Source organism: Pseudomonas sp. FFPRI_1, assembly GCF_055384485.1.
The window spans coordinates 3,466,070-3,488,923 of sequence record NZ_AP029168.1 but is presented as its reverse complement, the minus strand read 5'-3'; the positions used below and the strand labels follow the sequence as shown (position 1 = coordinate 3,488,923).

At 64.7% G+C, this 22,854-nt stretch carries 20 protein-coding genes, 1 pseudogene and 1 riboswitch; of the genes and pseudogenes, 9 read left to right on the top strand and 12 right to left on the bottom strand.

Features of this window, described 5'->3' with window-relative positions; translation table 11 throughout:
- Positions 1-26: 26 nt before the first annotated feature.
- Entirely contained in the window at positions 27-854 is an 828-nt protein-coding gene (locus ACZ5BO_RS15600) for an HTD2 family dehydratase (protein ID WP_025128205.1), read from the bottom strand.
- Between the two features lie 130 nt (positions 855-984).
- Here ACZ5BO_RS15600 and ACZ5BO_RS15595 point away from each other — a divergent pair, with 130 nt between their 5' ends.
- Positions 985-1,902, top strand: a complete 918-nt coding sequence (locus ACZ5BO_RS15595) for a LysR family transcriptional regulator (RefSeq protein ID WP_025128204.1) — start codon at positions 985-987, stop codon at positions 1,900-1,902.
- An 80-nt stretch (positions 1,903-1,982) separates the two neighbouring features.
- Here the strand turns inward: ACZ5BO_RS15595 and ACZ5BO_RS15590 are convergent, their stop codons facing one another.
- Both ACZ5BO_RS15590 and ACZ5BO_RS15585 read right to left on the bottom strand, forming a co-directional pair.
- Positions 1,983-2,333, bottom strand: a complete 351-nt coding sequence (locus tag ACZ5BO_RS15590; protein WP_464700850.1) for a hypothetical protein — start codon at positions 2,331-2,333, stop codon at positions 1,983-1,985.
- A 2-nt stretch (positions 2,334-2,335) separates the two neighbouring features.
- Positions 2,336-4,051: a hypothetical protein gene (locus ACZ5BO_RS15585; protein WP_464700848.1), complete on the bottom strand. Its 1,716-nt coding sequence runs from the start codon at positions 4,049-4,051 to the stop codon at positions 2,336-2,338.
- Positions 4,052-4,251: 200 nt separating this feature from the next.
- Between ACZ5BO_RS15585 and ACZ5BO_RS15580 the strand changes: the two genes are divergently transcribed.
- Positions 4,252-4,740 carry a GFA family protein gene (locus tag ACZ5BO_RS15580; protein WP_464700846.1) on the top strand — a complete coding sequence of 163 codons (489 nt, stop codon included), beginning with the start codon at positions 4,252-4,254 and terminating at the stop codon, positions 4,738-4,740.
- Positions 4,741-4,933: 193 nt separating this feature from the next.
- Entirely contained in the window at positions 4,934-5,500 is a 567-nt protein-coding gene (locus ACZ5BO_RS15575; protein WP_025128200.1) for a GNAT family N-acetyltransferase, read from the top strand.
- Positions 5,501-5,515: 15 nt separating this feature from the next.
- On the opposite strand, the pseudogene ACZ5BO_RS15570 reads toward ACZ5BO_RS15575, so the two are convergent.
- Together ACZ5BO_RS15570 and mntP are read right to left on the bottom strand one after the other, a co-directional pair.
- Positions 5,516-5,653, bottom strand: a pseudogene (locus ACZ5BO_RS15570) (double zinc ribbon domain-containing protein); the annotation flags it as partial.
- Between the two features lie 194 nt (positions 5,654-5,847).
- Positions 5,848-6,420: a manganese efflux pump MntP gene (mntP, locus tag ACZ5BO_RS15565; RefSeq protein ID WP_464700844.1), complete on the bottom strand. Its 573-nt coding sequence runs from the start codon at positions 6,418-6,420 to the stop codon at positions 5,848-5,850.
- A 10-nt stretch (positions 6,421-6,430) separates the two neighbouring features.
- A riboswitch (yybP-ykoY riboswitch) is annotated at positions 6,431-6,596 on the bottom strand.
- A 185-nt stretch (positions 6,597-6,781) separates the two neighbouring features.
- Between mntP and ACZ5BO_RS15560 the strand changes: the two genes are divergently transcribed.
- On the top strand, positions 6,782-8,590 hold the full coding sequence (locus ACZ5BO_RS15560) for a serine hydrolase domain-containing protein (protein WP_464700842.1): 1,809 nt from the start codon (positions 6,782-6,784) through the stop codon (positions 8,588-8,590).
- A 6-nt stretch (positions 8,591-8,596) separates the two neighbouring features.
- Positions 8,597-9,397 (top strand): MipA/OmpV family protein, encoded by an 801-nt coding sequence (locus ACZ5BO_RS15555; protein ID WP_025128197.1) that lies wholly within the window; start codon positions 8,597-8,599, stop codon positions 9,395-9,397.
- A 69-nt stretch (positions 9,398-9,466) separates the two neighbouring features.
- On the opposite strand, the gene ACZ5BO_RS15550 is transcribed toward ACZ5BO_RS15555, so the two are convergent.
- The 3 genes from ACZ5BO_RS15550 to ACZ5BO_RS15540 form a co-directional block, all read right to left on the bottom strand.
- Positions 9,467-10,756 (bottom strand): ATP-binding protein, encoded by a 1,290-nt coding sequence (locus ACZ5BO_RS15550; RefSeq protein WP_025128196.1) that lies wholly within the window; start codon positions 10,754-10,756, stop codon positions 9,467-9,469.
- Positions 10,757-11,467: a winged helix-turn-helix domain-containing protein gene (locus ACZ5BO_RS15545; protein ID WP_011060933.1), complete on the bottom strand. Its 711-nt coding sequence runs from the start codon at positions 11,465-11,467 to the stop codon at positions 10,757-10,759.
- A gap of 170 nt (positions 11,468-11,637) precedes the next feature.
- The gene (locus tag ACZ5BO_RS15540) at positions 11,638-12,243 is read right to left on the bottom strand and encodes a MiaE family protein (protein ID WP_025128195.1); all 606 of its coding nucleotides are present in this window, start codon (positions 12,241-12,243) and stop codon (positions 11,638-11,640) included.
- 289 nt (positions 12,244-12,532) lie between these two features.
- Between ACZ5BO_RS15540 and ACZ5BO_RS15535 the strand changes: the two genes are divergently transcribed.
- The gene (locus tag ACZ5BO_RS15535; RefSeq protein WP_464700838.1) at positions 12,533-13,396 is read left to right on the top strand and encodes a universal stress protein; all 864 of its coding nucleotides are present in this window, start codon (positions 12,533-12,535) and stop codon (positions 13,394-13,396) included.
- 586 nt (positions 13,397-13,982) lie between these two features.
- Here ACZ5BO_RS15535 and ACZ5BO_RS15530 read toward each other — a convergent pair.
- Positions 13,983-14,450, bottom strand: coding sequence for a DUF1289 domain-containing protein (locus ACZ5BO_RS15530; protein ID WP_025128193.1), 468 nt, complete (start codon positions 14,448-14,450; stop codon positions 13,983-13,985).
- Between the two features lie 408 nt (positions 14,451-14,858).
- Between ACZ5BO_RS15530 and acnB the strand changes: the two genes are divergently transcribed.
- On the top strand, positions 14,859-17,468 hold the full coding sequence (gene acnB, locus ACZ5BO_RS15525) for a bifunctional aconitate hydratase 2/2-methylisocitrate dehydratase (protein WP_464701284.1): 2,610 nt from the start codon (positions 14,859-14,861) through the stop codon (positions 17,466-17,468).
- Between the two features lie 54 nt (positions 17,469-17,522).
- On the opposite strand, the gene ACZ5BO_RS15520 is transcribed toward acnB, so the two are convergent.
- From ACZ5BO_RS15520 to ACZ5BO_RS15510, 3 genes are all read right to left on the bottom strand, one after another.
- The gene (locus ACZ5BO_RS15520) at positions 17,523-19,202 is read right to left on the bottom strand and encodes a SulP family inorganic anion transporter (protein ID WP_464700835.1); all 1,680 of its coding nucleotides are present in this window, start codon (positions 19,200-19,202) and stop codon (positions 17,523-17,525) included.
- Positions 19,192-19,809 (bottom strand): ParB-like protein, encoded by a 618-nt coding sequence (locus tag ACZ5BO_RS15515; protein WP_464700833.1) that lies wholly within the window; start codon positions 19,807-19,809, stop codon positions 19,192-19,194. The genes ACZ5BO_RS15520 and ACZ5BO_RS15515 overlap by 11 nt, the downstream gene beginning before the upstream one ends.
- 186 nt (positions 19,810-19,995) lie before the next feature.
- Complete coding sequence (locus ACZ5BO_RS15510) at positions 19,996-21,282, bottom strand: serine/threonine transporter (protein WP_025128189.1); 1,287 nt, start codon at positions 21,280-21,282, stop codon at positions 19,996-19,998.
- Between the two features lie 483 nt (positions 21,283-21,765).
- On the opposite strand from ACZ5BO_RS15510, the gene ACZ5BO_RS15505 reads away from it, so the two are divergent.
- Both ACZ5BO_RS15505 and ACZ5BO_RS15500 read left to right on the top strand, forming a co-directional pair.
- Positions 21,766-22,305, top strand: a complete 540-nt coding sequence (locus ACZ5BO_RS15505; protein WP_464700831.1) for a cysteine hydrolase family protein — start codon at positions 21,766-21,768, stop codon at positions 22,303-22,305.
- A gap of 133 nt (positions 22,306-22,438) precedes the next feature.
- On the top strand, positions 22,439-22,834 hold the full coding sequence (locus ACZ5BO_RS15500; protein ID WP_025128187.1) for a VOC family protein: 396 nt from the start codon (positions 22,439-22,441) through the stop codon (positions 22,832-22,834).
- Positions 22,835-22,854: the final 20 nt, after the last annotated feature.

Below are 22,854 nucleotides of genomic sequence, written 5' to 3'. Positions count from 1 at the left end.
TCTCCGTCCCGGGTTGTTGTTGGAATTCAGTCGAATTGCACGGCGCCGCGCTGGGCCAGCCCGGCTTCGTCGCCGGCCCAGAGTTCGGCGTGGCCGGGGGCGCTGATGCGCCCGCCCACCACAAAGGGCTGGGGGGCGATCAAGGGGCGCAGGCCGCGGTAGGCAAAAGCCCGCAGGCGCGCCGCCGGGTTGGCGCGGCAGAAGGCTGCCAGGCTCAGGGTGGCGATCAGCGGGCCGTGCACCACCAGCCCCGGGTAGCCCTCGGTGGCGGTGGCATAGGGCTGGTCGTAATGGATGCGATGGCCGTTGAAGGTCACCGCGCTGTAGCGAAATAGCAGGGTCGGGCTTGGTTCCAGCCTTTCCTGCCAGTCGCCCTCGATCAGTGCCTCGCTGCCCTGCAGTCGCGGTGGGGTTGGCTCGCGGTAGACGATGTCCTGCTCCTCGCGCAGGGCCAGCCGGCCATCCTGGGAATATTCGTGGCAGAGGGTGACGAACAACAGCTTGCCGGTGCGCCCGGCCTTCTCCTCGACCTGGATGATGCGGCTCAGGCAACTGGCCTCGGCGCCGGCGCGCAACGGCTCATGGAACTCCAGGCGACCACCGGCCCACATGCGGTTGCGCCGGTCTGCCGGCGGCAGGAAGCCGCCCCGGGCGGGATGACCGTCCGCCCCCAGGGCCGAGGCCGGTTGTGGTTGCTGAAAGAAGCACCAGTGCCACAGGGGCGGCAGGGCCTCGCCGGGGGCGGGCGTTGCCTGGCCCAGGGTGGCGGCGATGCGCGCCAGCAGGCAGTGGTTGAACGCGTCGTCAATTCGCTGGCTGCGGCCGATCCAGGCACGGGGGTCGATGGCACTCATATAGGCAAGATCCTCATACGCAAGGGTGATGGCGGCCATCATGCAAGGGCCGACCGCGTACCGAGAATTTGCATTTCTATAAACCGGCGTTCGTTTATGCTGAACGCCTTGCGCCCACAGGAGCCCGGACATGCATTTCGATCTGGCGGACCTACGCCTGTTTATCCATATCGCCGAATCCCCCAGCCTGACCCAGGGGGCACGCCGGGCCTTTCTCTCCCCCGCCGCCGCCAGTGCGCGGATCAAGGCCCTGGAAGGCCAGCTCGAAACCCGCCTGCTGTACCGCGACAGCCGCGGCGTGGAGGTCACTCCGGCCGGTGAACGCCTGCTGCAGCACGCGCGACTGATCATGCGCCAGGTGGATTACCTGAAAAGCGAGTTCACTCAGTACGGCGGCGATTCCACCGGGCACATCCGCATCTTCGCCAACACCACGGCGGTCACCGAGTTCCTGCCGGAAATACTCGCAGGCTTCCTGTCCCAGCGCCCAGGGGTCACGGTGGACCTGCAGGAGCGCCTGTCCCGGGACATTGTCCGCGGGGTGCTGGACGGCACCTCGGACATGGGCATCATCGCCGGCCCCGTGGAGGCCGCCGGCCTGCAGGTGCTGCACTTCAGCACCGATCACCTGGTGCTGACGGTGCCGGTGGACCACCCGCTGGCCGCCCAGGCGTCGGTGACCCTGGAACAGACCCTGGATTACCAGCACATCGGCCTGCATGAAGGCAGCACCTTGCTGAGCTTCCTGCGTGAACACGTGGAGCGCCTGGGCAAGCAGTTGTCGCTGCGCATCCAGGTGTCGAGCTTCGAGGCGATCTGCCGCATGGTCGAGGCCGGGGTCGGCATCGGTATCCTTCCCGAGTCCGCCGCACTGCGGCACAGCCGGACCATGCAGCTGGTGACGGTGAAGCTGGATGAGAGCTGGGCGATTCGTGAACGCAGCATCATCGTCCGCGAACTGGAAGCCCTGCCCGGCACCGTGCGGGCGCTGATCGCGACGCTGATGCCAACGGCGCTGCAACCCGCCACCAGCCAGGCTGGCGAGTGAGGCCGGCCACGCCTCGGACACGGCAAGGCCCCAGGGGCTAGTGCCCCCGGGGCATGGCTGAGGTGGTCAGGCTGAAGGCGTTACTGCGGGCAGCCATTGCTGATCCAGGCACTGAGTTCATCGATCTGCGCCTGGGGCATGGAAGGGCCGCCCGGAGGCATCGGGCCGAACGCCCCTTCCGGCCCCCAGTAAGTGCCCGCGGTGCCGCTCAGGGCGTAGATGATGTTCGAGTGGGCGCCATCGCCCTTGCTCAGGATCGGCAGCGCCTGGCCGGTATTGGGATCCTGTACCCCAGGTACGTTGCCGGTGACGAAGGCCTGATAGCTGGTCTGCCAGAAGGCCCCATGGGGAGCCCCCGATATGGGCAGGTTGTTCTGCGCGACGTAGCTGTCGAGAAGGTTCTGCACATCCTTGAAACTGTTGAGCGCCATGCTTATTCCCCTTCGATATGCGGATTGAACAACTGCAGATAACGCACACTGGCGGCCGCGGCCGATTCGGCGCCCGCGGCCTCGGGCAGCCGGACATTGCCGCCCTGCAGGATGAAGCTGAAGTCGTAACCGGCGACCTGGGCGTTGCCATGGCAGCCCATGCAGCCCCCCATGTTCACCCCCTGCACCGCGGAGGTTCTGCTCGGCTGGGAGAACACGTTCGGCGGCGGTGGCGTACCGGCCGCCTGAAAGGAGGTCGGCGCACCGTTGGTGGCAATCCGCCCCCTGAACTGCTGCAGGGTGTAGTCGGTTTCCACCATGATATTGGCCTGGTAGTAAACCCCGCGCCCATGGCTGATATCGGTCCTGGATATCTGCGTGGTGTCGAACGGCTGGGCCTGGACCGAGACCAGCTTGTAGTACAGCCAGGGAGAGTTGCTGATCTTGCGAGCCTGGTTGTAGTCCTGGATCGCCCGATGCGCGGCCTGATTGACCTGCACCACATCCGGGGTGATCGACTCATAGCGCTGGTTGACGCAGATCGGCCCGCCAGACGGTAGCCCGGGTTTGTTCTGCTCCTGAAAATACAGCTGCTTTCCAGGCTTGCAGAAACCGCCACTGGCCTTGACCAACGGCAAGTTGGGTTGCTGGGGAGTCGGTATCCCGTCCTGGTAGTTCAACCTGGGCGTGGTGGGATCGACAGTCGGCGGACGGTTGACGATGGTGCCGTCCTGGTCTTCTACCGCCCGGCCATTGGCCAGCAGGATGTTGTCGGCCTGCTCGAAGGTGGCATAGATGAAGCTCGGGGCGCTGGGGGTCTTCTGGATGATGTGCAGCGCAACCATGGCCCACTGATCCTCGAAATAGCAGAGGCCGCTGTTCGGCGCCTTCTGCCGCTCGTAGAAACGCACGGTCTGCACATGGAATCGCGATGGATTCTCCCCGGGGCCGAGCTTGCGCCAGGCCGACTTGACCTCGATGGTGCCATTGGGAAAGTTGACCCGCGGGCCAGAGGGGAATACCGGCGGCTTCTGCTTGACCGCTGTATTGAAGGCGTTCGCGGCCTGACGCAGCGAGGGGTTGGCGTACCAGTACTGATTGGCCGCCACATAGGCGTATTGCACCTGATTGGCCTTGGCCAGGAAGCGCACCAGCTGGGGCTGGGAGTTGCCGCCGACAGGGGTCGCAGGCGATGCCCCGGCGAACATCTGGTCGAGACCGATCTGGGTGGTTTCGTCGAGGTTGATCCAGGCCGGCTGCCGCACCGGGGCCTGGCCGGCGCAGGCCTCGACCTTGACCGCGTAGTTGTAGGTAGGGGGAAAGTTATAGCCATAGTTGCCCCGCGCCCCGGAGCCCGGATAGCCGGGTGGTCCGACACTGGCGTTGCCATTGCCCGGGAAAATCTCCACCTTGCTGCGGTAGGTCTGCCACACCAGGGGACCGGTCTGGGCACCGAACAACTGCCGGGTATCAGGCACATCGCGCTGCCCGGCCTGGGCCGGCCAGTTGAGGGCAATGAACTCCTGCCAGGCGAACGCCGCAGCCTGGGCCAGGGATGCCTGGGGCGCGCCTCCGGGGATATCGGCGGGCACCGTGGGTGAGATGCTGATGCTCACCGGCGCCGCCTGGGCGAACGCCCCCAGCAGGGCCATGCCACTTCCGAGCACGCCGAGAACGAGCTGCCGTGGGATAGGGTTGCTGCCACGCTGACGGTCCATGTCCTGCCTCCTGGGTATCCTGATCGACAGCGTAGATCAGGGTTTGCGCGGGCCAATACCGGTGAAAAGACCATTAGGCACTAGGGTTAATAGCCAAATGCCTGCACGGTTTTGCCCAGGCCAACCACCGGGCCAGCCCCCGTGCGGCACTGCCAGCGGCTAGGCTTGGGCAGGTTGCTGACGCACTCCCGGAGGTCCCCATGCAACTCGAAGGTTCCTGCCACTGCGGCGCCGTCCGCTTCAGCCTGGACAGCGCCCACCCCTACCCCTATCAACGCTGCTACTGCTCGATCTGCCGCAAGACCCAGGGCGGCGGCGGTTATGCCATCAACCTCGGCGGCGATGCCGCCAGCCTCAAGGTTCAGGGCCGCCGTCACATCAGCGTCTATCGGGCATTGATCAAGCAGCCCGGGGCCCACCGGGCCCGACGCAGCAGCGCCGAGCGGCATTTCTGCAGCCTCTGCGGCTCGGGACTGTGGCTGTTCAGCCCGCAGTGGCCGGAGTTGATCCACCCCTTTGCCTCGGCCATCGACACGCCCTTGCCGGTGCCGCCGGAGCACACCCACCTGATGCTCGATTCCAGGGCGCCCTGGGTGGAGATCGACTGGCACCCCCATGACCTGCAGTTCGAGCACTACCCCGAGGAGTCCATCGCGCAATGGCATGCGCGCCTGGATCTGCAGCGATAAGGGGCCGCCCCGACGGTGCTGCGCCGGTTTGCCGCACCCGGCCAAAGGGCCGGCCCAGAAGGCGCGGAACCTGACCGGTGATCGCCAGCGGGCCGGTGACAGCGCAGATATTGATGTCGGTCAAGGGTGTGCCTCGCCTGCGGGGTGAAGCTCTAGGCAATTGCTCGCCCTTTGGTTTTCCGGAGACTTGATCATGTCCAGCAGCGCTCTCGATATCCTCGTCCAACCGCCCTTCCCGGCACAGCAAGGCCAATACTGGATCGACGCCTTGAGCGATGGCAGCCATGTGCTGATCCGTCCGCTACGGCCCCAGGACCGGGAGCGCGAGAAAGCCTTTATCGAAAACCTCTCCCCGGTGACCCGGCACCAGCGTTTTCTCGGTGAGATCAAGGAAGTCGGCGAGCAACTGCTCGATCAGCTGATGGATGTCGGCACTCCGCAACGAGTCGCCTACGTGGCCCTGGTGCACGACAACGGCGAGCTGCGGGAAGTCGGTATCAGCCGCTACGCCCAGGTCGACGACCAGCCTTGGCGCTGCGAATTCGCCGTGACCATCGCCGATGAATGGCAAGGCAAGGGGCTTGGGGCGCTGCTGATGCAGCACCTGATCGACGAAGCCCGGCACAATGGTTTCCAGCAGTTGTATTCGGTGGACGCCGCGTCCAACTACAGCATGCGCCGGCTGGCGAAAGTTCTCGGCATGCGCAGCGCCATCGATCCCGACGACGCCACCCAGGTGATCCACAGCCTAGCCCTGTAGCCGCTGCGCCGCGCCTCAGCCCGAGGCGCGGCCGCACTGCCCGCAGAACCGCGCCCCGGCGGCCAGTGGCGTACCGCATTGGGCACAGCCCGCCGCCACCAAAGACGCCGCGCATTGCTGGCAGAACCGCGCGGATGCCGGGTTCAGCGCCCGGCATTGCGGGCAAGGACTGCCCCCTTGTGTGGAGGCCCCGGCGCCGTGATGACCGCCCCGGGAACCGCCGTGACCACCATGCCCGCCGCCATGCCCAGCGCCATGCTGCCCCGCCAACAACCGCTTGAAAAAACCCATGTCGATCACTCCACTGTGCTGTGATCGCCAGTAAAAACCCTGTAGCTACTACAGAGTCAAGCCATTGCGCTCAGGTGCTCGTAGAGAATCCCCGAGCCGACAATGATCAGCACCAGGCCGCCCAGCACTTCTGCACGCTGCCCCATCACCGTGCCAATAGCCCGGCCGAGCATCACGCCCAGGGTGACCATGGTCATGGTCGCCAGGCCAATGGCAGCCGCCGCCACCCAGATGTTCACGTCGACGAAGGCCAGGCCCACCCCCACGGCCAGGGCATCGATGCTGGTGGCAAAACCGGTGGCGGCCAGCAGCCAGAAGCCCTGCTTGCGTGGTGCCTCTTCTTCGGCTTCGGTTTCCAGGCGCAGGCCGTTGCAGATCATGTGCAGGCCCAGTACCAGCAGCAGGCCGAAGGCTATCCAGTGGTCCCAATGGGACACCCATTGGCTTGCGGCCTGGCCGATGAACCAACCCACCACCGGGGTGATGGCTTCAATGACGCCGAAGATCAAGCCAATGCGCAAAGCTTGCAGCAGGCGTGGCTTGAGCATGGCCGAGCCCTTGCCCACCGCGGCGGCGAAGGCATCGGTGGACATGGCAAAGGCGAGGAAAATGATCGAGGCTGGGTTCACGTTGAGTCTTCCGGTCGGGCTTGAGTCCACGACATGCCCACGCGCCCGACTTCAGCGCAGGTATGTCGATGGTCTCACCAACCGAAACGGTGCCCGTACCACGGCAGGTTGCCGAGAGTGTTGATACGGGCGCCACCGCGGTGCGCGGTGGCAGGTTACTCCCCAAAGAGACGCGCAGCTTACCCGGGCATTTGTGAAAATTTCATCAGCGCCTCGCCACGTCAGCTCCAGGCACCAGGGGCTGGCGGCGTGAGCGCTATCGGGGCTTAACACTCTTTGACAGTTTCCCGACAAAGCTGCCAAAGACTGCTGCGCCGCCCTTCCCTAGCATCCGCACATCCAATTGGCCCTCGGGTGCTGCATGTCCCGCAAACGTCTCGGCCTGCCGCTGGTGGGCCTGCTCTTGAGCAACCTTGGCTGCAACGGCCAGCCGCCGGCGCCGCCGCCCATCGCACCCGGTGATTACGCCAGCATCATCGGCTACCTGAAGCAGTACATCCCGCAGCAGATGGCCGAGCACCAGGTGCCAGGACTGTCGATTGCCCTGGTGGACGGCCAGCAACTGATCTGGGCCCGGGGCTTTGGCTTCGCCGACCAGGCCCGGGGCCTGCAAGTGACCGAGAACACGGCCTTTCGCGCCGGCGCCCTGTCGCAGTTGCTGACCGCCACCGCGGTGATGCAACTGGTGGAGCAAGGGCGCCTGCAGCTGGACGCGCCGCTGCAGGACACCCTCAGGGAGTTCTATGTGCGCTCGCGTTTCCACGAGGACCAGGATGCCGCCGACCGGGCGGTAACCCTGCGCCGCCTGCTCAGCCACCAGGGCGGCATTCCCAGCGAATACCTGCGCGACGCACATCGGCCCGACGCCCTCGATGAACTGCCGAGAAAGCTCAGCGGGCTTTGGCTGAGCAACGCCCCGGGGACCCAGACCGCCTACTCCAATCTCGGTTATGCCTTGCTCGGGGCAGCGGTGGAGCGCAGCAGCGGCGTGGATTTCGAACAGCAATTGCAGAAGAGCCTGCTGCGCCCGCTGGGCATGAGCCAGTCGAGTTTCGTCGGTGACAGCCGCACCCAGCCTTACCGGGCAAGGGGCTACGAAGACGGCGCGAGCAGCGATGCCCTGGTCCGCGACCTTTCCGCCCAGGGCTTGTGGACCAGCCCGCGGGACCTGAGCCGCTACCTGCGCATGCTGTTCGCCCAGGGCCGGTACCAGGACCGGCAGTTGCTGTCAGCGGCCTCCATCAACGAAATGGTCCGCGCGCAGAACGCCGGCAACCCGCTGGATTTCGACTGTCAGGTAGGCCTGGGCTGGTTCCTGTCGCCCTGCGGCGAGGAGTGGGTCCGGCCGGGTATCCGTACCTGGCGGCACAGCGGCTTTGGCGCAGGGTTCCATGCCCAGGTCAGTGTGCTGGCCGAGCAGCAGCTGGCGGTGATCGTGATGAGCAATGCCAACAGCGGCGAGGCCCTGGCCCAACCCCTGGTGCCCCAGGTTCTGCGCATGCTGTTGCAGGCCCACGGCAGCTCGGCACAGCCACCGCCGGCCACAGCCCCGCAGGCCAAGCGCCGGCGGGTTCCGGAAGCCGCGGATCGCCATCTGCTGGCGGGTTTCTACGCCACCCGCTGGGGCGTGCTGCGGATTCGCGACCAGCACCGACGCCTGTACGCCGAGCTGGCTGGCGAGCGCTACGAGCTGCTGCGCGACGAACAGGGCTGGCTGCGGGTGCGCAAAAGGTTGCTCGGGCTCTGGAATCAGGACCTCGGCCCTCTGGGCCAACTGCAACTGGACGTGATGAAGGTCCAGGGCCATCGGGTGTTCACCGCCAAGAGCCACGGCCAGTTGCTGGCGGTGGGGGAACGGGTCGAACCGGTGCCGCTGACGGACAACTGGCTGGCCACGGTCGGCACCTACCAGGCCCTCAACGCCGACTCAAGCGCTGCCCCCATCGACGGCATGAACATCGCCCTGGAGGACGGCTTCCTGATGATCCGCAGCCTGCAGCAAGGTCGCGCCCTCACCGACTACATCCTCGCTCCGGTGGACAACGCCCACGCGGTGATCGCCGGCAACGGCCCGGGCCTGGGCGATACCGTGCGCCGCCAGATCAATGGGGTGAACCTCCTGGGCTACTCATTCAAACGTACCTACAACGCCAACTACCTGAGGTTCTGACTGACGATGAAACGCCTGAGACGCTCCACCACCACCGCCTTGTGGGCCGGCACCCTGGGCCTGACCGCGGTCTCCCCCGCCCTGCACGCCGAAGACTGGAAATATGGCGTGCACGCCGGGGTCGCCAGCGTGCCGCGCTACAGCGGCAGTGACGAACGCGCCGTGGCGCCGATTCTCGGCGGCGAGATCGTCAGCCCCTGGGGGGTGTTCCTCAATACCGACCAGGGCCTGGGCTGGGGCAATGAATGGGGGGACTTCTCGTTCAGTACCTGGGTCGGCCCGAGCGAGGAACGCCGCGACAAGAACCACCTGGGTTCGGGCTCCAAGCGCCTCAAGGGCATGGGCGAAATCAAGTCCCGGGCGCAGTTCGGCGCGCACCTGGGCTACGACCTGGGGCCGTTCGAACTGGGCGCCACCCTGACCCACGCGGTGAAGAAGAACAGCAACCGTGACACCGGCTCGGCCTACAGCGCACTGGAACTGAGCATTGGCAGCAACCTCTACCAGGGCCGCTTCGGCAGCCTGGACGCCAGCCTCAACAGCCTGTTCGGCAACGCCGACTACATGCAGACCTGGTACGGGGTGAGCGACACCCAGGCGGCCCACAGCCGCTTCGGCGCCTACCGGGCCAAGGGTGGACGGGTCAGCAGCGGCGCCGACCTGGCCTGGACCCTGCCCCTCAATGAGCAGACCAAGGTCTCGACCCTGCTGTCGATGAAGTACCTGAGCAAGGAAGCCGGCGACAGCCCGATCGTCGATCGGCGCATGCAGACCAGCATCGCCACTGAGCTTGAGTACAGCTTCTAAGAAAGGGAACACGCGGCCCGTGATCACCGGCCGCGTTGTTGCGCAGGTTCAGGGCTCCGTGGGCGAACCTCAGTCGAGGTGGGCCCAGGTCATGCGGAAGGAAGCACCGCCCCACTCCGAATCTGCCACTTCCACCTTGCCGCCATGCCATTGCGACACCCGCCGCACCAGGGCCAGGCCCAGGCCGAACCCACCGGTACGCCGGTCCCGGCTGGCATCAAGGCGGGAAAACGGCTCGAAGATCTTCTCCCGGCCGTCCACCGGCACCCCCGGACCGTCATCGTTGACCCGCACTTCGTAGCCATGCTCCAGGCGCACCAGGGACACCTCGACCCGGCGGTCGGCGTAGCGGATAGCGTTGCGCAGCAGGTTGATCACCGCCCGGGCCATGAACCGCGGCTCGATGCGCACGTACTCCACCTGGCAGGAACGAATCAGCAATTGCACCCCGGCCGCCTCGGCCTCCAGGGCCACGCTGCCGACCACGCTGTCGAGCCAGCTCTGGGCCTGGATGTTTTCCCGATGGAGGGTGGCCGCGCCATGTTCCAGGCTGGCGTAGCTGAGGAGTTCGGAGACCATTTCCTCCAGCTCGCCGAGATCGGCATACATGTCGGCGATCAGTTCGCGGTTTTCTTCCGGGTCCGGCTGTTGCTGCAACTGGTCCAGCTCGAAGGACAGGCGGGCAATGGGCGTGCGCAGTTCGTGGGACACCGCGTTGGTCAGCTCGCGCTGATTGGCGATCAGGCCCTCGATGCGCGCCGCCATGCGGTTGAAGTGCTGGGCCAGGTCGCGGATGTTGGAACGTCGCGACAGGTGCAGCCGGGTGCCCAGGTCGTTGTCGCCAAAACGTTCGGCGGCCAGGCGCAGGCGCTCCAGGTCGCGCCAGTGCGGGCGCACCCAGAAGTACAGGACGATGCCCAGCAGCGCGCCGAGCAAGGCATAGGCGGCGATGTTGTAGAGCAGGGTCAGAGGCGGATCTTCCGGCAGCTTGATGCTCAACAGTTGCTTGCCGCCGTCGATGCTGCCGATGAATTCGGTGAACTCCTCGCGCACCACCAACTGGTTGGAATCCAGCAGGGCCTGTTCGCGCACGCTCAGGTCCAGGTCGTCGGCCTGCACCAGCTTGAGCAGCAGCCCGTAGTGCGGCTTGAGCTGCTCCAGTTGCTGTTGGCGCCCGGCCTCGTCGAACGGCCGCAACTGTTCGCTCAAGCTGTAGGCCGGCCCGCGAACCGCATCGCGGTTGTAGGACTCGATCAGGTCGGCGGCCAGGTAGTTGATGAAGATGTGCTGCACCGCGGTCATGGCCCCGGCGAAGCCCAGGGCCAGGAACAGGTAGAGCCCGAGAAACAGACGCAGCATTCAGACCTCCCAGGCGAACGGATTGAACAGGTAGCCCTTGCCCCACACGGTCTTGATGCACACCGGCTCGCGCGGGTTGTCCTTGAGCTTGCCCCGCAGCTTGCTGATGTAGACGTCGACACTGCGGTTGAGGCCGTCGAACTCGATGCCGCGCATGCGGTTGAGGATGTCATCCCGGGACAGGGTCTTGCCCGGCGCGCTGGCCAGCAGCCAGAGCAGCTCGAATTCCATGGTGGTCAGCTCCACCGGCTCGCCCGCCAGGCGCACCTCGCGGCTGTTGCGGTCGATGCTCAGCACGCCGAATGCCAGGGCCCCGCGCAGGGTGGTGGTTTCCGGCACCTGGCGCCGTTGCAGGGCGCGCAGGCGCGCCAGCAGCACCGCCGGTTTTATCGGCTTGATCACGTAGTCATCGGCGCCGGATTCCAGGCCGAGGATGTGGTCCAGGTCGTCTTCCTTGGCGGTGAGGATGACGATCGGGGTGTCCGCCACGGCGCGGATTTCCCGGCACACGTGCAGGCCGCTCTGACCGGGCAGCATCAGGTCGAGCACCACCAGTTTCGGTTTGAATTCAAGAAATGCCGCCAGGGCGGTATCGCCGCGGTGGACCGTCAGCACTTCAAAGCCGTGCTGGGACAGAAAATGCGCGATCAGCCCGGCGAGCTTCTCGTCATCTTCCACCAGCAACACCTTGCCAAGACCCAGGTTTTCCATATTTGCCAATCTGTGAGCGCACACTTGTGCGCGCGCATTATAGGGGGCAAGAGGTTAAGGAAAGGATAACGCAAGCCACAAAACCCGGGACCTGCAGCGGTTTTGCGCGATATTTCATTCTTTTAAGAGTTTTTAACAATTTGCCCCTGCTTTTACACAAGGGCAGGCGTTCACCAGGCCGGCACGCCACTGTGAAAACGGAACTCCGGATCCGGCGACTCGATCAGCTCCTGCTCCGCCGCCCGCACCCGATCGATGACCTGGGCGATGTCCTTGGCGTCGCCATACTGATAGGCCAGCTTCAGGTAGCCCTGGTAGTGCCGGGCCTCGCTCTTGAGCAGGCCGAAGTAGAACTTGCCCAGCTCCTCGTCCAGGTGCGGCACCAGGGCCTCGAAGCGCTCGCAGCTGCGGGCTTCGATAAAGGCCCCCACCACCAAGGTATCCACCAGCTTCACCGGCTCGTGGCTGCGCACCACCTTGCGCAGGCCCGAGGCATAGCGCCCGGCATGCAACTGGCGCAGCTCGACCTTGCGCCGCTTCATCAGGCGCAGAACCTGTTCATGGTGCACCAGCTCTTCCCGGGCCAGACGCGACATCATGTTGATCAGGTCGAGGTGGGAATGGTACTTGGCGATCAGGCTCAGGGCGGTGCTGGCGGCCTTGAACTCGCAATTCTTGTGGTCGATCAGCAGGGTTTCCTGGTCGGCCAGGGCCGCCTGGACCCAGGCATCGGGCGTGCGGCAGCCAAGAAAGTCGGGAATTTCAGGAAAGTTCATCGGCACATTTCCGAACAATCAGCCACGACCGCAAAGCGGCAGGCAGCACTATCAGTGATCGTTAACATGAGGCTCACGGGACAAAAGGCTTCATAGCGAAAGGCCGGCGATTATACCGGCCGGGCCGCAGACCACCAGCGGCCGCGATTGATATGCATCAACATCCGGCTCGGGCGCCAGCAACTATAGTTGTGCACGCTAGGGTCTGTTCCCGTTTGGTGACGAGCCGCGTTGCTGGGCCAAACGAGAACAGACCCTAACCGTTCATCCCTTCCTGGAGATCCCGATCATGCAAAGTATCCGCAGTATCCTGGTGGTCATCGATCCCACGCCCGGCGAAAGTCTCGCCCTCAAGCGCGCCAAGCTGATTGCCGGGGTCACCCAGGCCCACCTGCACCTGCTGGTCTGCGACAAGAAGCACGAGCATTCGGCGCTGCTCAGCGTACTCAAGAGCAGCCTGAGCGGCGAAGGCTATAGCGTTACCACCGAGCAGGCGTGGAACGAGAGCCTGCACGAAACCATCATTGACGTGCAGCAGGCCGAAGGCTGTGGCCTGGTGATCAAGCAGCACCTGCCGGACAACCCGCTGAAGAAGGCCCTGCTGACCCCGGCGGACTGGAAGCTGCTGCGCTACTGCCCGACCCCGGTGCTGCTGGTCAAGAGCGCCACGCCCTGGAGCGGCGGCGTGGTCATGGCGGCGATCGACGTCGGCAACATGGACGGCGAGCACCGCACCCTGCACGCCAGCATCGTCGACAACGGCTTCGACATCGCCAGCCTGGCCAAGGCCCAGTTGCATGTGATCAGCGCCCACCCGTCACCGATGCTGTCGGCCTCCGACCCGGTGTTCCAGCTCAAGGAAACCATCGAGAAGCGTTATCGCGAGGAGTGCAAGGCGTTCCAGGCCGAGTTCGATATCGACGATGCGCACCTGCATATCGAAGAAGGCCCGGCGGATGTGCTGATTCCCCACATGGCCCACAAGCTCGGGGCGGTGCTGACCATCATCGGCACCGTGGCCCGCACCGGCTTGTCGGGGGCCTTGATCGGCAACACTGCCGAAGTGGTGCTGGACTCTCTGGACAGCGACGTGCTGGTGCTCAAGCCGGCGGACATCATGGATCACCTGGAAGAACTCGCCGCCAAGGCCTGAGCCCGTTCCCCGCGACGCCACTGCGTAACCTGCGTCGTCCATGACGACGCCTTCGCTGGCCAGCCAGCGCCTACAAGGGCGGTGCCTGGGAAATCGGCGCCAACCCCCGCCCCGTAGGAGCCGGCTTGCCGGCGAAGGGGCCCTCAAGCCTGGCGCTGCACCCGCCGACGCCTTCGCTGGCAAGCCAGCTCCTACAAGGGCGGTGCCTGGGAAATCGGCGTCAACCCCCGCCCCGTAGGAGCCGGCTTGCCGGCGAAAGGGCCGTCAAGCCTGGCGCCGCCCTCGCCGACGCCTTCGCTGGCAAGCCAGCTCCTACAAGGGCGGTGCCTAGGAAATCGGCGCCAACCGCAGCCCCGTAGGAGCCGGCTTGCCGGCGAAAGGGCCCTCAAGCCTGGCGCCGCACCCGCCGACGCCCTTGTAGGCGCTGGCAAGCCAGCGCCTACAAGGGCGGTGCCTGGGAAATCGGCGCCAACCCCCTCCCCGTAGGAGCCGGCTTGCCGGCGAAGAGGCCCTCAGGCCTGGCGCTGCACCCGCCGACGCCTTCGCTGGCCAGCCAGCGCCTACGATGGCATTTGCGAGGGGCAAATCAGCCCAGGGCTTCCTTGAGAAAACCCGGGGCGATATAGCGCTGGTAATGGGCTTCGGAGAGCAGGAAGAATTCCCGATCAATGGCGTCGCGCAACTCCGGCAGGCCCCAGTCGCGAAACTCCGGCAACAGCACCATCCCGTAGGCATCCAGCTGAATGATCACTCGCGCGCCGCGGGCAATCAGCTGGTAGGCCCAGCAATACTCCGACTGGTGCGGCACGAAGCGGATCTTGCGCTGCTCCAGTTGCGCCCGCAGGCGCTCGGGATCGAAGACTTCCAGCTTGCCGGCCATCACCTGCACCAGCAGTTGCTCCAGACGCAGCCAGACCGCGCGCTTCTCCTGTTCGTTGTAACCGTTCCAGTTGATCACTTCATGGTGGAAACGCTTGCAGCCACGGCACACCAGGTCACCGTAGACAGTGGAACAGAGGCCGACGCAGGGGGTCTTGATGGTCTGATTGGGCATAGATAGACAGCACGCAGGAAAACAAAACAGGTCGCAATGTTAGCCCTTTGTCTAACATTGATCACCCCTCAAAGTTTAATACGCCAACTTACGTTCAGGCTTTTTTTACCGTAGAATCAGCCAGCCTTTTTAGGCGCCAATGTCCGTTTGAAGCTGTTTTCAAAGCGTCACGAGCACAGTCGTTCCTTCAGAGCGGTGTTGGCGAGGGATTTTTCCAGCGGGGAAAAATCCAGCGCCAACCCTCATCAGCTCCCGTTCTGCAGGCGTAAAACTTTGAAAGCAGCTTCTGTAAGGAATTGTCGGTAATTCTGGCTAAGTGGCCCACAACGCCACGCAGCGCATGAGTACGGCAATTTCGGGATGAGCGTCCCGGACACCCATTTGGGACCACTGATGAGGGTAATAACTGTGCTTGAAGCCTACCGCAAACATATCGAAGAGCGTGCAGCACTGGGTATCGTTCCCCAGCCGCTTAACGCCGAACAAACTGCAGGCCTGGTCGAGCTGCTGAAGAATCCCCCGGCTGGCGAAGAAGCTTTCCTGGTTGACCTGATCACCAACCGCGTTCCACCAGGAGTCGACGAAGCCGCCTACGTCAAGGCCGGTTTCCTTTCCGCCCTGGCCAAAGGCGAAGTCTCCTCCCCCCTGATCGACAAGAAACGCGCCGTTGAACTGCTGGGCACCATGCAGGGCGGCTACAACATCGTGACCCTGGTGAACCTGCTGGACGACGCCGAACTGGCGCCCGTGGCCGCGGCTCAACTCAAGCACACCCTGCTGATGTTCGACGCCTTCCACGACGTCGCGGAAAAAGCCAAGAACGGCAACGTTCACGCCCAAGGCGTACTGCAATCCTGGGCCGACGGCGAGTGGTTCAAGAACCGCCCGGTACTGGCCGACAAGATCAGCCTGCGGGTGTTCAAGGTCACCGGCGAAACCAACACCGACGACCTCTCCCCTGCCCCTGACGCCTGGTCCCGCCCGGACATCCCGCTGCACGCCCTGGCCATGCTGAAAATGGCCCGTGATGGCATCGTGCCTGACGTGCAAGGCTCCATCGGCCCGATGAAGCAGATCGAGCAGATGCGCAACGACGGCTTCCCGATCGCCTACGTCGGCGACGTGGTCGGTACCGGTTCGTCGCGTAAATCGGCCACCAACTCGGTGCTGTGGTTCTTCGGCGACGACGTTCCCTATGTGCCGAACAAGCGTGCTGGCGGTTTCTGCTTCGGCAGCAAGATCGCTCCGATCTTCTACAACACCATGGAAGACGCCGGCGCCCTGCCGATCGAATTCGACGTGTCGAAGATGAACATGGGCGACGTGATCGACCTGTACCCGCACGCTGGCAAAGTCTGCAAGCACGGCACCGACGAAGTCCTGGCCACCTTCGAAATGAAGACCCCGGTCCTGTTGGACGAAGTACGTGCCGGCGGCCGTATCCCGCTGATCATCGGCCGCGGCCTGACCGAGAAGGCCCGCGCCGAGCTGGGCCTGCCTGCGTTCGACCTGTTCAAGAAGCCTGAAGCCCCCATTGAAAGCACCAAGGGTTTCACCCTGGCGCAGAAGATGGTCGGCAAGGCCTGCGGTCTGGCAGAAGGCCAAGGCGTTCGTCCTGGCACCTACTGCGAACCGAAGATGACCACCGTGGGTTCCCAGGACACCACCGGTCCCATGACCCGTGACGAACTGAAAGACCTGGCGTGCCTGGGCTTCTCCGCTGACCTGGTGATGCAGTCGTTCTGCCACACCGCGGCGTATCCGAAGCCGATCGACGTGACCACCCACCACACCCTGCCTGACTTCATCATGACCCGTGGCGGCGTGTCCCTGCGTCCGGGCGACGGCATCATCCACTCGTGGCTGAACCGCATGCTGCTGCCAGACACCGTCGGCACCGGTGGTGACTCCCACACCCGTTTCCCGATGGGCATCTCGTTCCCGGCCGGTTCCGGCCTGGTAGCGTTCGCCGCGGCCACCGGCGTCATGCCGCTGGACATGCCGGAATCGATCCTGGTGCGCTTCAAAGGCACGATGAAACCTGGCATCACCCTGCGTGACCTGGTCCATGCCATTCCTTACTTCGCCATCCAGAACGGCCTGCTGACCGTCGAGAAGAAAGGCAAGAAAAACGCCTTCTCCGGCCGCATCCTGGAAATCGAAGGCCTGGAAGGTCTGACCCTGGAGCAAGCGTTCGAACTGTCCGACGCCTCGGCCGAACGTTCGGCTGCCGGTTGCACCATCAAGCTGTCGAAAGAGTCGATCACCGAGTACCTGAACTCCAACATCACCCTGCTGCGCTGGATGATCGGCGAAGGCTACGGCGATGCACGTACCCTGGAACGTCGTGCTCAAGCGATGGAAGCCTGGGTTGCCAACCCGCAACTGATGGAAGCCGACGCCGACGCCGAATACGCCGAAGTGATCGAAATCGACCTGGCCGACATCAGCGAGCCGGTACTGTGCGCGCCGAACGACCCGGACGACGCCCGTCTGCTGTCCAGCGTTGCTGGCGAGAAGATCGACGAAGTGTTCATCGGTTCGTGCATGACCAACATCGGTCACTTCCGCGCTGCCGGTAAACTGCTGGATCAAGTCAAGGGTCAGCTGCCAACCCGTCTGTGGCTGTCGCCGCCGACCAAGATGGACGCTCACCAACTGACCGAGGAAGGCTACTACGGCATCTACGGCAAGGCTGGCGCACGCATGGAAATGCCGGGCTGCTCGCTGTGCATGGGTAACCAGGCTCGCGTTGAGCCCAACAGCACCGTGGTGTCGACTTCGACCCGTAACTTCCCCAACCGTCTGGGCGATGGTGCCAACGTCTACCTGGCTTCGGCCGAACTGGCGTCGGTGGCTTCGATCCTGGGTCGCCTGCCGACCGTCGAGGAGTACATGGAATACGCTGGCAAGATCGACAGCATGGCGGCCGATATCTACCGCTACCTGTCCTTCGACCAGATCGCCGAGTTCCGTGAAGCGGCAGCCAACGCCAACATCCCGGTGGTGCAAGCCTAAGGTTGTAGCGTTGTAAGAAAGAACGCCGCGTATCCTGCGATACGCGGCGTTTTTTTATGCCTGGGACAAAGCCCCGGCCTTCCAGCCCCGCAGGCTTTCCTGCAGCGTGTCATCGACGCTGGTGCCGCTGAGCAGCACCTGGTATTCGCGGCTCGAGGGCAAGGCCGCCAGCGCATCCCTGGCCTCGTGCTTGAGGCGCGCCAGGGCCAGGTGCTTGTGCTCCAGGCTGACCTGGCGGAAGAACTCGTCCAGGGCTTCGATGCTGGTGCCGTCCAGGTCTGGCGATTCCTCCAGGCTGAGGATGATGCTGTGGATCGGCGCCTCGACCTGGCGGATCAAGCGCAATGCCCCGCCCAGGATGCGCTCGGCATTGGCGAAGAACAGCGCCTCCCCCGGACGCAGGATCAGCACCCCGGGCACCTGCCGCGCCTGCGGATGCCGGCTCAGGTCGACGAAGTCATGGCCGCTGCCCAACTGGCCGAGGATCTGGATGTCCGCCGCCGACATCTGCCGCAGCATCAGCAGGATGCTGATGCCCACCGACAGCAGCAGCCCGTCCAGCACCCCCAGCACCAGCACCGCGGTGACCGCACAGATCACCAGCAGCCGATCCCGTCGCCAGATGAAGTAGCGCCCCAGGGGCTGCAGGCTCAGGCCGTGGCCCAGGGCGTACATGACGATCGCCGCCAGCACCGGCTCCGGGGTCAGGGCGATGTAGGGCAGTACCGTCAACACGATTAGCAGCATCACCGCTGCCGCCGTCAGCCCCGCCAGGCGTGAACCGGCACCCGCGGCTTCGTTGGCCGAGGTGGCCGAGTAGCCGGCACCGGCGGGCATGCCGTGGAACAACCCCGACACCAGGTTGGAGGCGCCCAGGGCCAGCAAGTCGCGGTTGGACGAAACCCGGTCGCCGTGCTTCAGGGCAAAGGAGCTGATGGAGCCGTAGGACTCGGCATACAGGATCATCACCAGGGCAAAGGCCAGTTCCCCCAGGCGCAGCCAGTCGGCAAAGGGCAATTGCGGCAGGCTCGGCACTTCCAGGTTGAGCTCGATGACGCCGATCAGTGCTACACCGTGGGCCGGCAGGTTGAGCCATTGTCCGGCGCCGATGCCGATCACCACCGCCACCAGCCCGCCCGGCACGTAGCGGATCCGCGAACAGATGATCAGCACCAGCAAGGCCCCCGCAGCCACTGCCGCCCCGGCCCAGTTCCAGCGCGGCCATTGCTCCAGCAACTGCGGCAGGAAACGCACCAGGTTGCCGTTATCCAGGTGCACCCCGACCACCGTGGCGAACTGCTTGAGGATGATGGTCAGCGCCAGGCCGAAGGCAAAGCCGCGCAACACCGGCTTGGCGATGAAGGCGGTGACCCCGCCGAGCCGGAACAGGCCGGCGAGAACGAAAAACGCCCCGGTCAGCAGCACCAGGGCGAAGGCCAGGCTCAGGCGTAGCTGGGCATCGCCGGCGGCCAGGGACAGGGTCGCCGCCGCCAGCACCGCCGCCGATGACGAGGTGGCCGAGACAATGGCGAAGCGGCTGGTGCCGAACAGGCCGTAGCACAGCAACCCGGCGAACAGGGCAATCACCCCGGCCTGGGGCGGCAAGGCGGCGATGCTGGAATAGGCCACCGCCTCGGGCAGCAGCAGGCCGGCGATGGAGAGCCCGGCCAGCAGGTCCTGGGTACGCCGGGGCGCGGGCGTGGCAGGCGCCTGCCCGGGTTGATCAGTCGACAATCTGGCCCACCCATCCTGGCAAGTAACGTGCGTCCTGGCTGCGCGCCAGCTTCATCGCCCGGGCCTGAACCTTGACCCCCAGCTTGCCCAGCGCGTCGCTGTCGATGCGCCGGCGGAAAAAGTCGGCCCAGAGGAACTCGCTGAACGGCGTGGCGTCCTTGGCAAAACCGCCGGCACGGCGCAATTGACCGGCCAGGCTGCGGTAGGGATCGTCCTGCAGGTCGAGGATGCGCTTGGGGATGCGCTCGAACGATCGACGGATGCCCAGTGCATCGTAGGGATGGGCCCACTGGTTGAAGGCCATCACTTCCCAGAAACTTGCCGGCTCGACGAAGGACAGGTCCTTGAGCACCAGCAGCGGCACTTGCTTGACCTCCTCCTGCAACAGGGCCAGGCCAAAGTGGTGGTGGTCGACCATGTAATAGCGCTGCTGGGGACCCAGCACGCAGGGAAACCAGTGGTCATCCAGGGCCGCCTTGCGTGCTTTGCGCTTGAGCTGCTGCCACTCCTCGCGCTTGGCCTGGACCTCGGCCAGGCCGACGGTGAGCTGGGTCGGGTGCAGGGTCTCCAGCCGGGCGCGGATCAACTGCGGGTGGGCACGGGGCATGAACGGACTCCAGGCAGGAACAAAATCATCAGCGTAGACCTTTATTCCGGGAACCCGCGGATCTGCGTCAAGCCCCTGGAACAGGCCCGCGCCAACCGCTAGCCCCTCCATCAACGCGGCGCGCAAAGCACAACGCCGCCGGTGCTGTGGAGCACCGGCGGCGTCGTGGGTCCCGGGCGCTGAGACTTAGCGCGTGGTGGCCAGGGAGAACACCAGCGCACTGATGGCCACCAGGCCCACCAGGGTCACGAAGACATTGGAGGCCTGGCCGCGGTAGCGGGCCATGGCCGGCACCTTGCGAATGGCGTACATGGGCATCAGGAACAGGATCGAGGCGATCACCGGACCGCCAAAGGCTTCGATCATCTTCAGGATGCTCGGGTTGAGGGTCGCCACCACCCAGCAGATCACCAGCATGAAGGCTGCGGTCATGCGGTCCAGGGCTTTTGCACCAGGACGTCGACGGCCCTTGAGGATCAGGCCCTTGAGGCCTTCGCTGGCACCGATGTAGTGGCCGAGGAAGGACTTGGCAATGGCCACGAAGGCAATCAACGGCGCGGCGAAGGCGATGGTCGGATTGCTGAAGTGGTTGGCCAGGTAGGACAGGATCGACAGGTTCTGTTCCTTGGCCTCGGCCAGTTGCGCCGGCGACAGGGTCAGCACGCAACTGAAGACGAAGAACAGCACCATGGCCACCATCAACAGGTGGGCCCGGGACAGGATCTGCGAGCTGCGCTGTTCGGCGTGCTGGCCGTAGCGGCGCTTCTGGTCAACGGCAAAGGCCGAGATGATCGGCGAGTGGTTGAAGGAGAACACCATCACCGGGATCGCCAGCCAGAGGGTGTGCAGGAAGGCCGAAGGCGCCGGTACGTCGCTGATGGTGGTGAGGATGCCGCCGTTCCAGTGAGGGATCAGGAACACCGCGAGGAACAGCAAGGCAACGATGAAGGGATAGACCATCAGGCTCATGGCCTTGACGATCACCTGCTCACCGCAGCGCACCACGGCCAGCAGGCCGAGGATCAGCACCAGGGACAGCAGCGCTCGCGGTGGCGGCTCGATATGCAGCTGGTTGGCCATGAAGCTGCCGACGGTGTTGGTCAGGGCCACGCTGTAGATCAGCAGGATGGGGAAGATGGCGAGGAAGTAGAGCAAGGTGATCAGGGCACCGGCACTGAGCCCGAAATGCTCTTCCACCACTTCGGTGATGTCTGCGCCTTCACGCCCGGAAAGCACGAAACGGGTCAGCCCGCGGTGCGCGTAGAACGTCATGGGGAAGGCCAGCAGCGCCAGGATCAGCAGCGGCCAGAAGCCGCCAATGCCCGCATTGATAGGCAGAAACAAAGTACCCGCACCGATGGCGGTGCCAAACAGGCCCAGCATCCAGGTGGTGTCTTGACGGTTCCAGCGGCTCAGGGTCGCTGGGGCCGCCGTTTCAAAGCGTTGATCAACGCTGTTGGCCTGATCATTCATCCGGTGGGATCTCCACATTCCGGTCAATTGCCATATCGGTCAGGGCCAGTCGGAGTACCCGACAGGCAGTGCCCCGCCGAAACAGAGGGGGCGCGATTGTCCGGGATTCCGAGGGCGCTGCATAGACTTAGCTGAGGAACGGTTTATACGCTGCAGATTTGCCTGGCGAGGTGTCTGGTCCGGCCTTCTCCCTCAGATTGCCGGTCACGCCTTGCGGTCCGCCGCCGAGCCCCTCCTGCCCTCCCGGCTGCAAGGCACGCCGGCGCCGGGGTCGGACCGCGTTGACAAGCTTCATGGCGCGACGGCATGATCGGTCCCCATGAATATCTACGCGCTGAACCCTGCCTCCACCACCACGACTGCCTCAGGCGGGTCGTGTGGTGGCTGTGCAGGATGAAGCAAGCACAGTAGAACCAAGGCCCCGCCAGCAATGGACGGGGCCTTTTGTTTCTCCGTCCACCTGGCACTACAAGGAGAGACAAGATGCCTTCATCCCATGCCAAGCGTGCCCTGCTGGTGATCGACATGCAGGTTGGCCTGTTCAACGGACCGGACAAACCCTACAAGCGCGAGCAGGTCCTGGAAAACATCAATCAGCTGATTCGCCGCGCCCGCCAAGCCGGAGCGCCGATCTTCGCCGTGCGCCATACCGGCCCTGCCGAATCGCCGATTGCCGCCGGCAGCCCGTTCTGGCAGTTGCTGCCGACCCTGGAGCTGGATGAAGCTCAGGACAGTGTGCTGGACAAGACCCGCCCCAACTGCTTTGCCGGCACCGACCTGGCCCAGCGCCTGAAGGAGGCCGGGGTCGAGGAACTGGTGGTGGTCGGGATGAAGACCCAGTATTGCGTGGACGCCACCTGCCGCGCTGCCAGCGACCTGGGCTTCGCCGTGCTGCTGGTGGAAGACGCCCACACCTGCATGGACACCCCGCTGCTGGGGGCGAAGAAGATCATCGCCCACCATAACGCCACCTTGAACGGCCCTTTCGTGCGCCTGGCCAAGACCCCGGACCTGACCTTCTAGAGAAGCCATCCCCTACCCCACCCGGGTCGCGCCGGCAACGGCGCAATGCCCCGGGAAGGGCCTTGCCAGGCATTGCCAAAAAGCCCGCAAAACCGCACTCTTGAGCCCTTTCCTCGCTTTTATGGAGTTTTCCATGAGTGCCACGACAGTCGCCGGGTGCGTGCTCTACAGCCTTCACCCCGCCACCCTGGCGCAGTTCTATGCCGAGCTCCTCGGCTGGCCGATCAGCGAACGCCATGACGACTACCAGCAACTCGTGCACCAGGGCTTCGAACTGACCCTGGTCCAGGTGCCGGCGGCAATTGCCGCGGGTATCCAGTTGCAGGCCCCGCCCCAGCCTCGCAGCGATTCAGCCTGCAAGCCGGTGTACCAGGTGGCCGACCTGCAGCAGGCCCGCCAGCGTGCCGCCGCAGCCGGTGGCCGGTTGTACCCCAGCGAACGCGAATGGCTGTTCAAGGAGGCCCGGGTCTGCGACGGCGTCGACCCGGAAGGCAACATTTTCCAACTGCGCCAGCCCCTGCCCCGCTAACCCCCTGGAGGAAGCCCCCG

Bases quoted from the DNA above. Each gene is read 5' to 3' on its own strand.
- ACZ5BO_RS15600 (WP_025128205.1), bottom strand. From the start codon at position 854: ATGAGTGCCATCGACCCCCGTGCCTGGATCGGCCGCAGCCAGCGAATT.
- ACZ5BO_RS15595 (WP_025128204.1), top strand. From the start codon at position 985: ATGCATTTCGATCTGGCGGACCTACGCCTGTTTATCCATATCGCCGAA.
- ACZ5BO_RS15590 (WP_464700850.1), bottom strand. From the start codon at position 2,333: ATGGCGCTCAACAGTTTCAAGGATGTGCAGAACCTTCTCGACAGCTAC.
- ACZ5BO_RS15585 (WP_464700848.1), bottom strand. From the start codon at position 4,051: ATGGACCGTCAGCGTGGCAGCAACCCTATCCCACGGCAGCTCGTTCTC.
- ACZ5BO_RS15580 (WP_464700846.1), top strand. From the start codon at position 4,252: ATGCAACTCGAAGGTTCCTGCCACTGCGGCGCCGTCCGCTTCAGCCTG.
- ACZ5BO_RS15575 (WP_025128200.1), top strand. From the start codon at position 4,934: ATGTCCAGCAGCGCTCTCGATATCCTCGTCCAACCGCCCTTCCCGGCA.
- ACZ5BO_RS15560 (WP_464700842.1), top strand. From the start codon at position 6,782: ATGTCCCGCAAACGTCTCGGCCTGCCGCTGGTGGGCCTGCTCTTGAGC.
- ACZ5BO_RS15555 (WP_025128197.1), top strand. From the start codon at position 8,597: ATGAAACGCCTGAGACGCTCCACCACCACCGCCTTGTGGGCCGGCACC.
- ACZ5BO_RS15550 (WP_025128196.1), bottom strand. From the start codon at position 10,756: ATGCTGCGTCTGTTTCTCGGGCTCTACCTGTTCCTGGCCCTGGGCTTC.
- ACZ5BO_RS15545 (WP_011060933.1), bottom strand. From the start codon at position 11,467: ATGGAAAACCTGGGTCTTGGCAAGGTGTTGCTGGTGGAAGATGACGAG.
- ACZ5BO_RS15540 (WP_025128195.1), bottom strand. From the start codon at position 12,243: ATGAACTTTCCTGAAATTCCCGACTTTCTTGGCTGCCGCACGCCCGAT.
- ACZ5BO_RS15535 (WP_464700838.1), top strand. From the start codon at position 12,533: ATGCAAAGTATCCGCAGTATCCTGGTGGTCATCGATCCCACGCCCGGC.
- ACZ5BO_RS15530 (WP_025128193.1), bottom strand. From the start codon at position 14,450: ATGCCCAATCAGACCATCAAGACCCCCTGCGTCGGCCTCTGTTCCACT.
- ACZ5BO_RS15515 (WP_464700833.1), bottom strand. From the start codon at position 19,809: ATGCCCCGTGCCCACCCGCAGTTGATCCGCGCCCGGCTGGAGACCCTG.
- ACZ5BO_RS15510 (WP_025128189.1), bottom strand. From the start codon at position 21,282: ATGAATGATCAGGCCAACAGCGTTGATCAACGCTTTGAAACGGCGGCC.
- ACZ5BO_RS15505 (WP_464700831.1), top strand. From the start codon at position 21,766: ATGCCTTCATCCCATGCCAAGCGTGCCCTGCTGGTGATCGACATGCAG.
- ACZ5BO_RS15500 (WP_025128187.1), top strand. From the start codon at position 22,439: ATGAGTGCCACGACAGTCGCCGGGTGCGTGCTCTACAGCCTTCACCCC.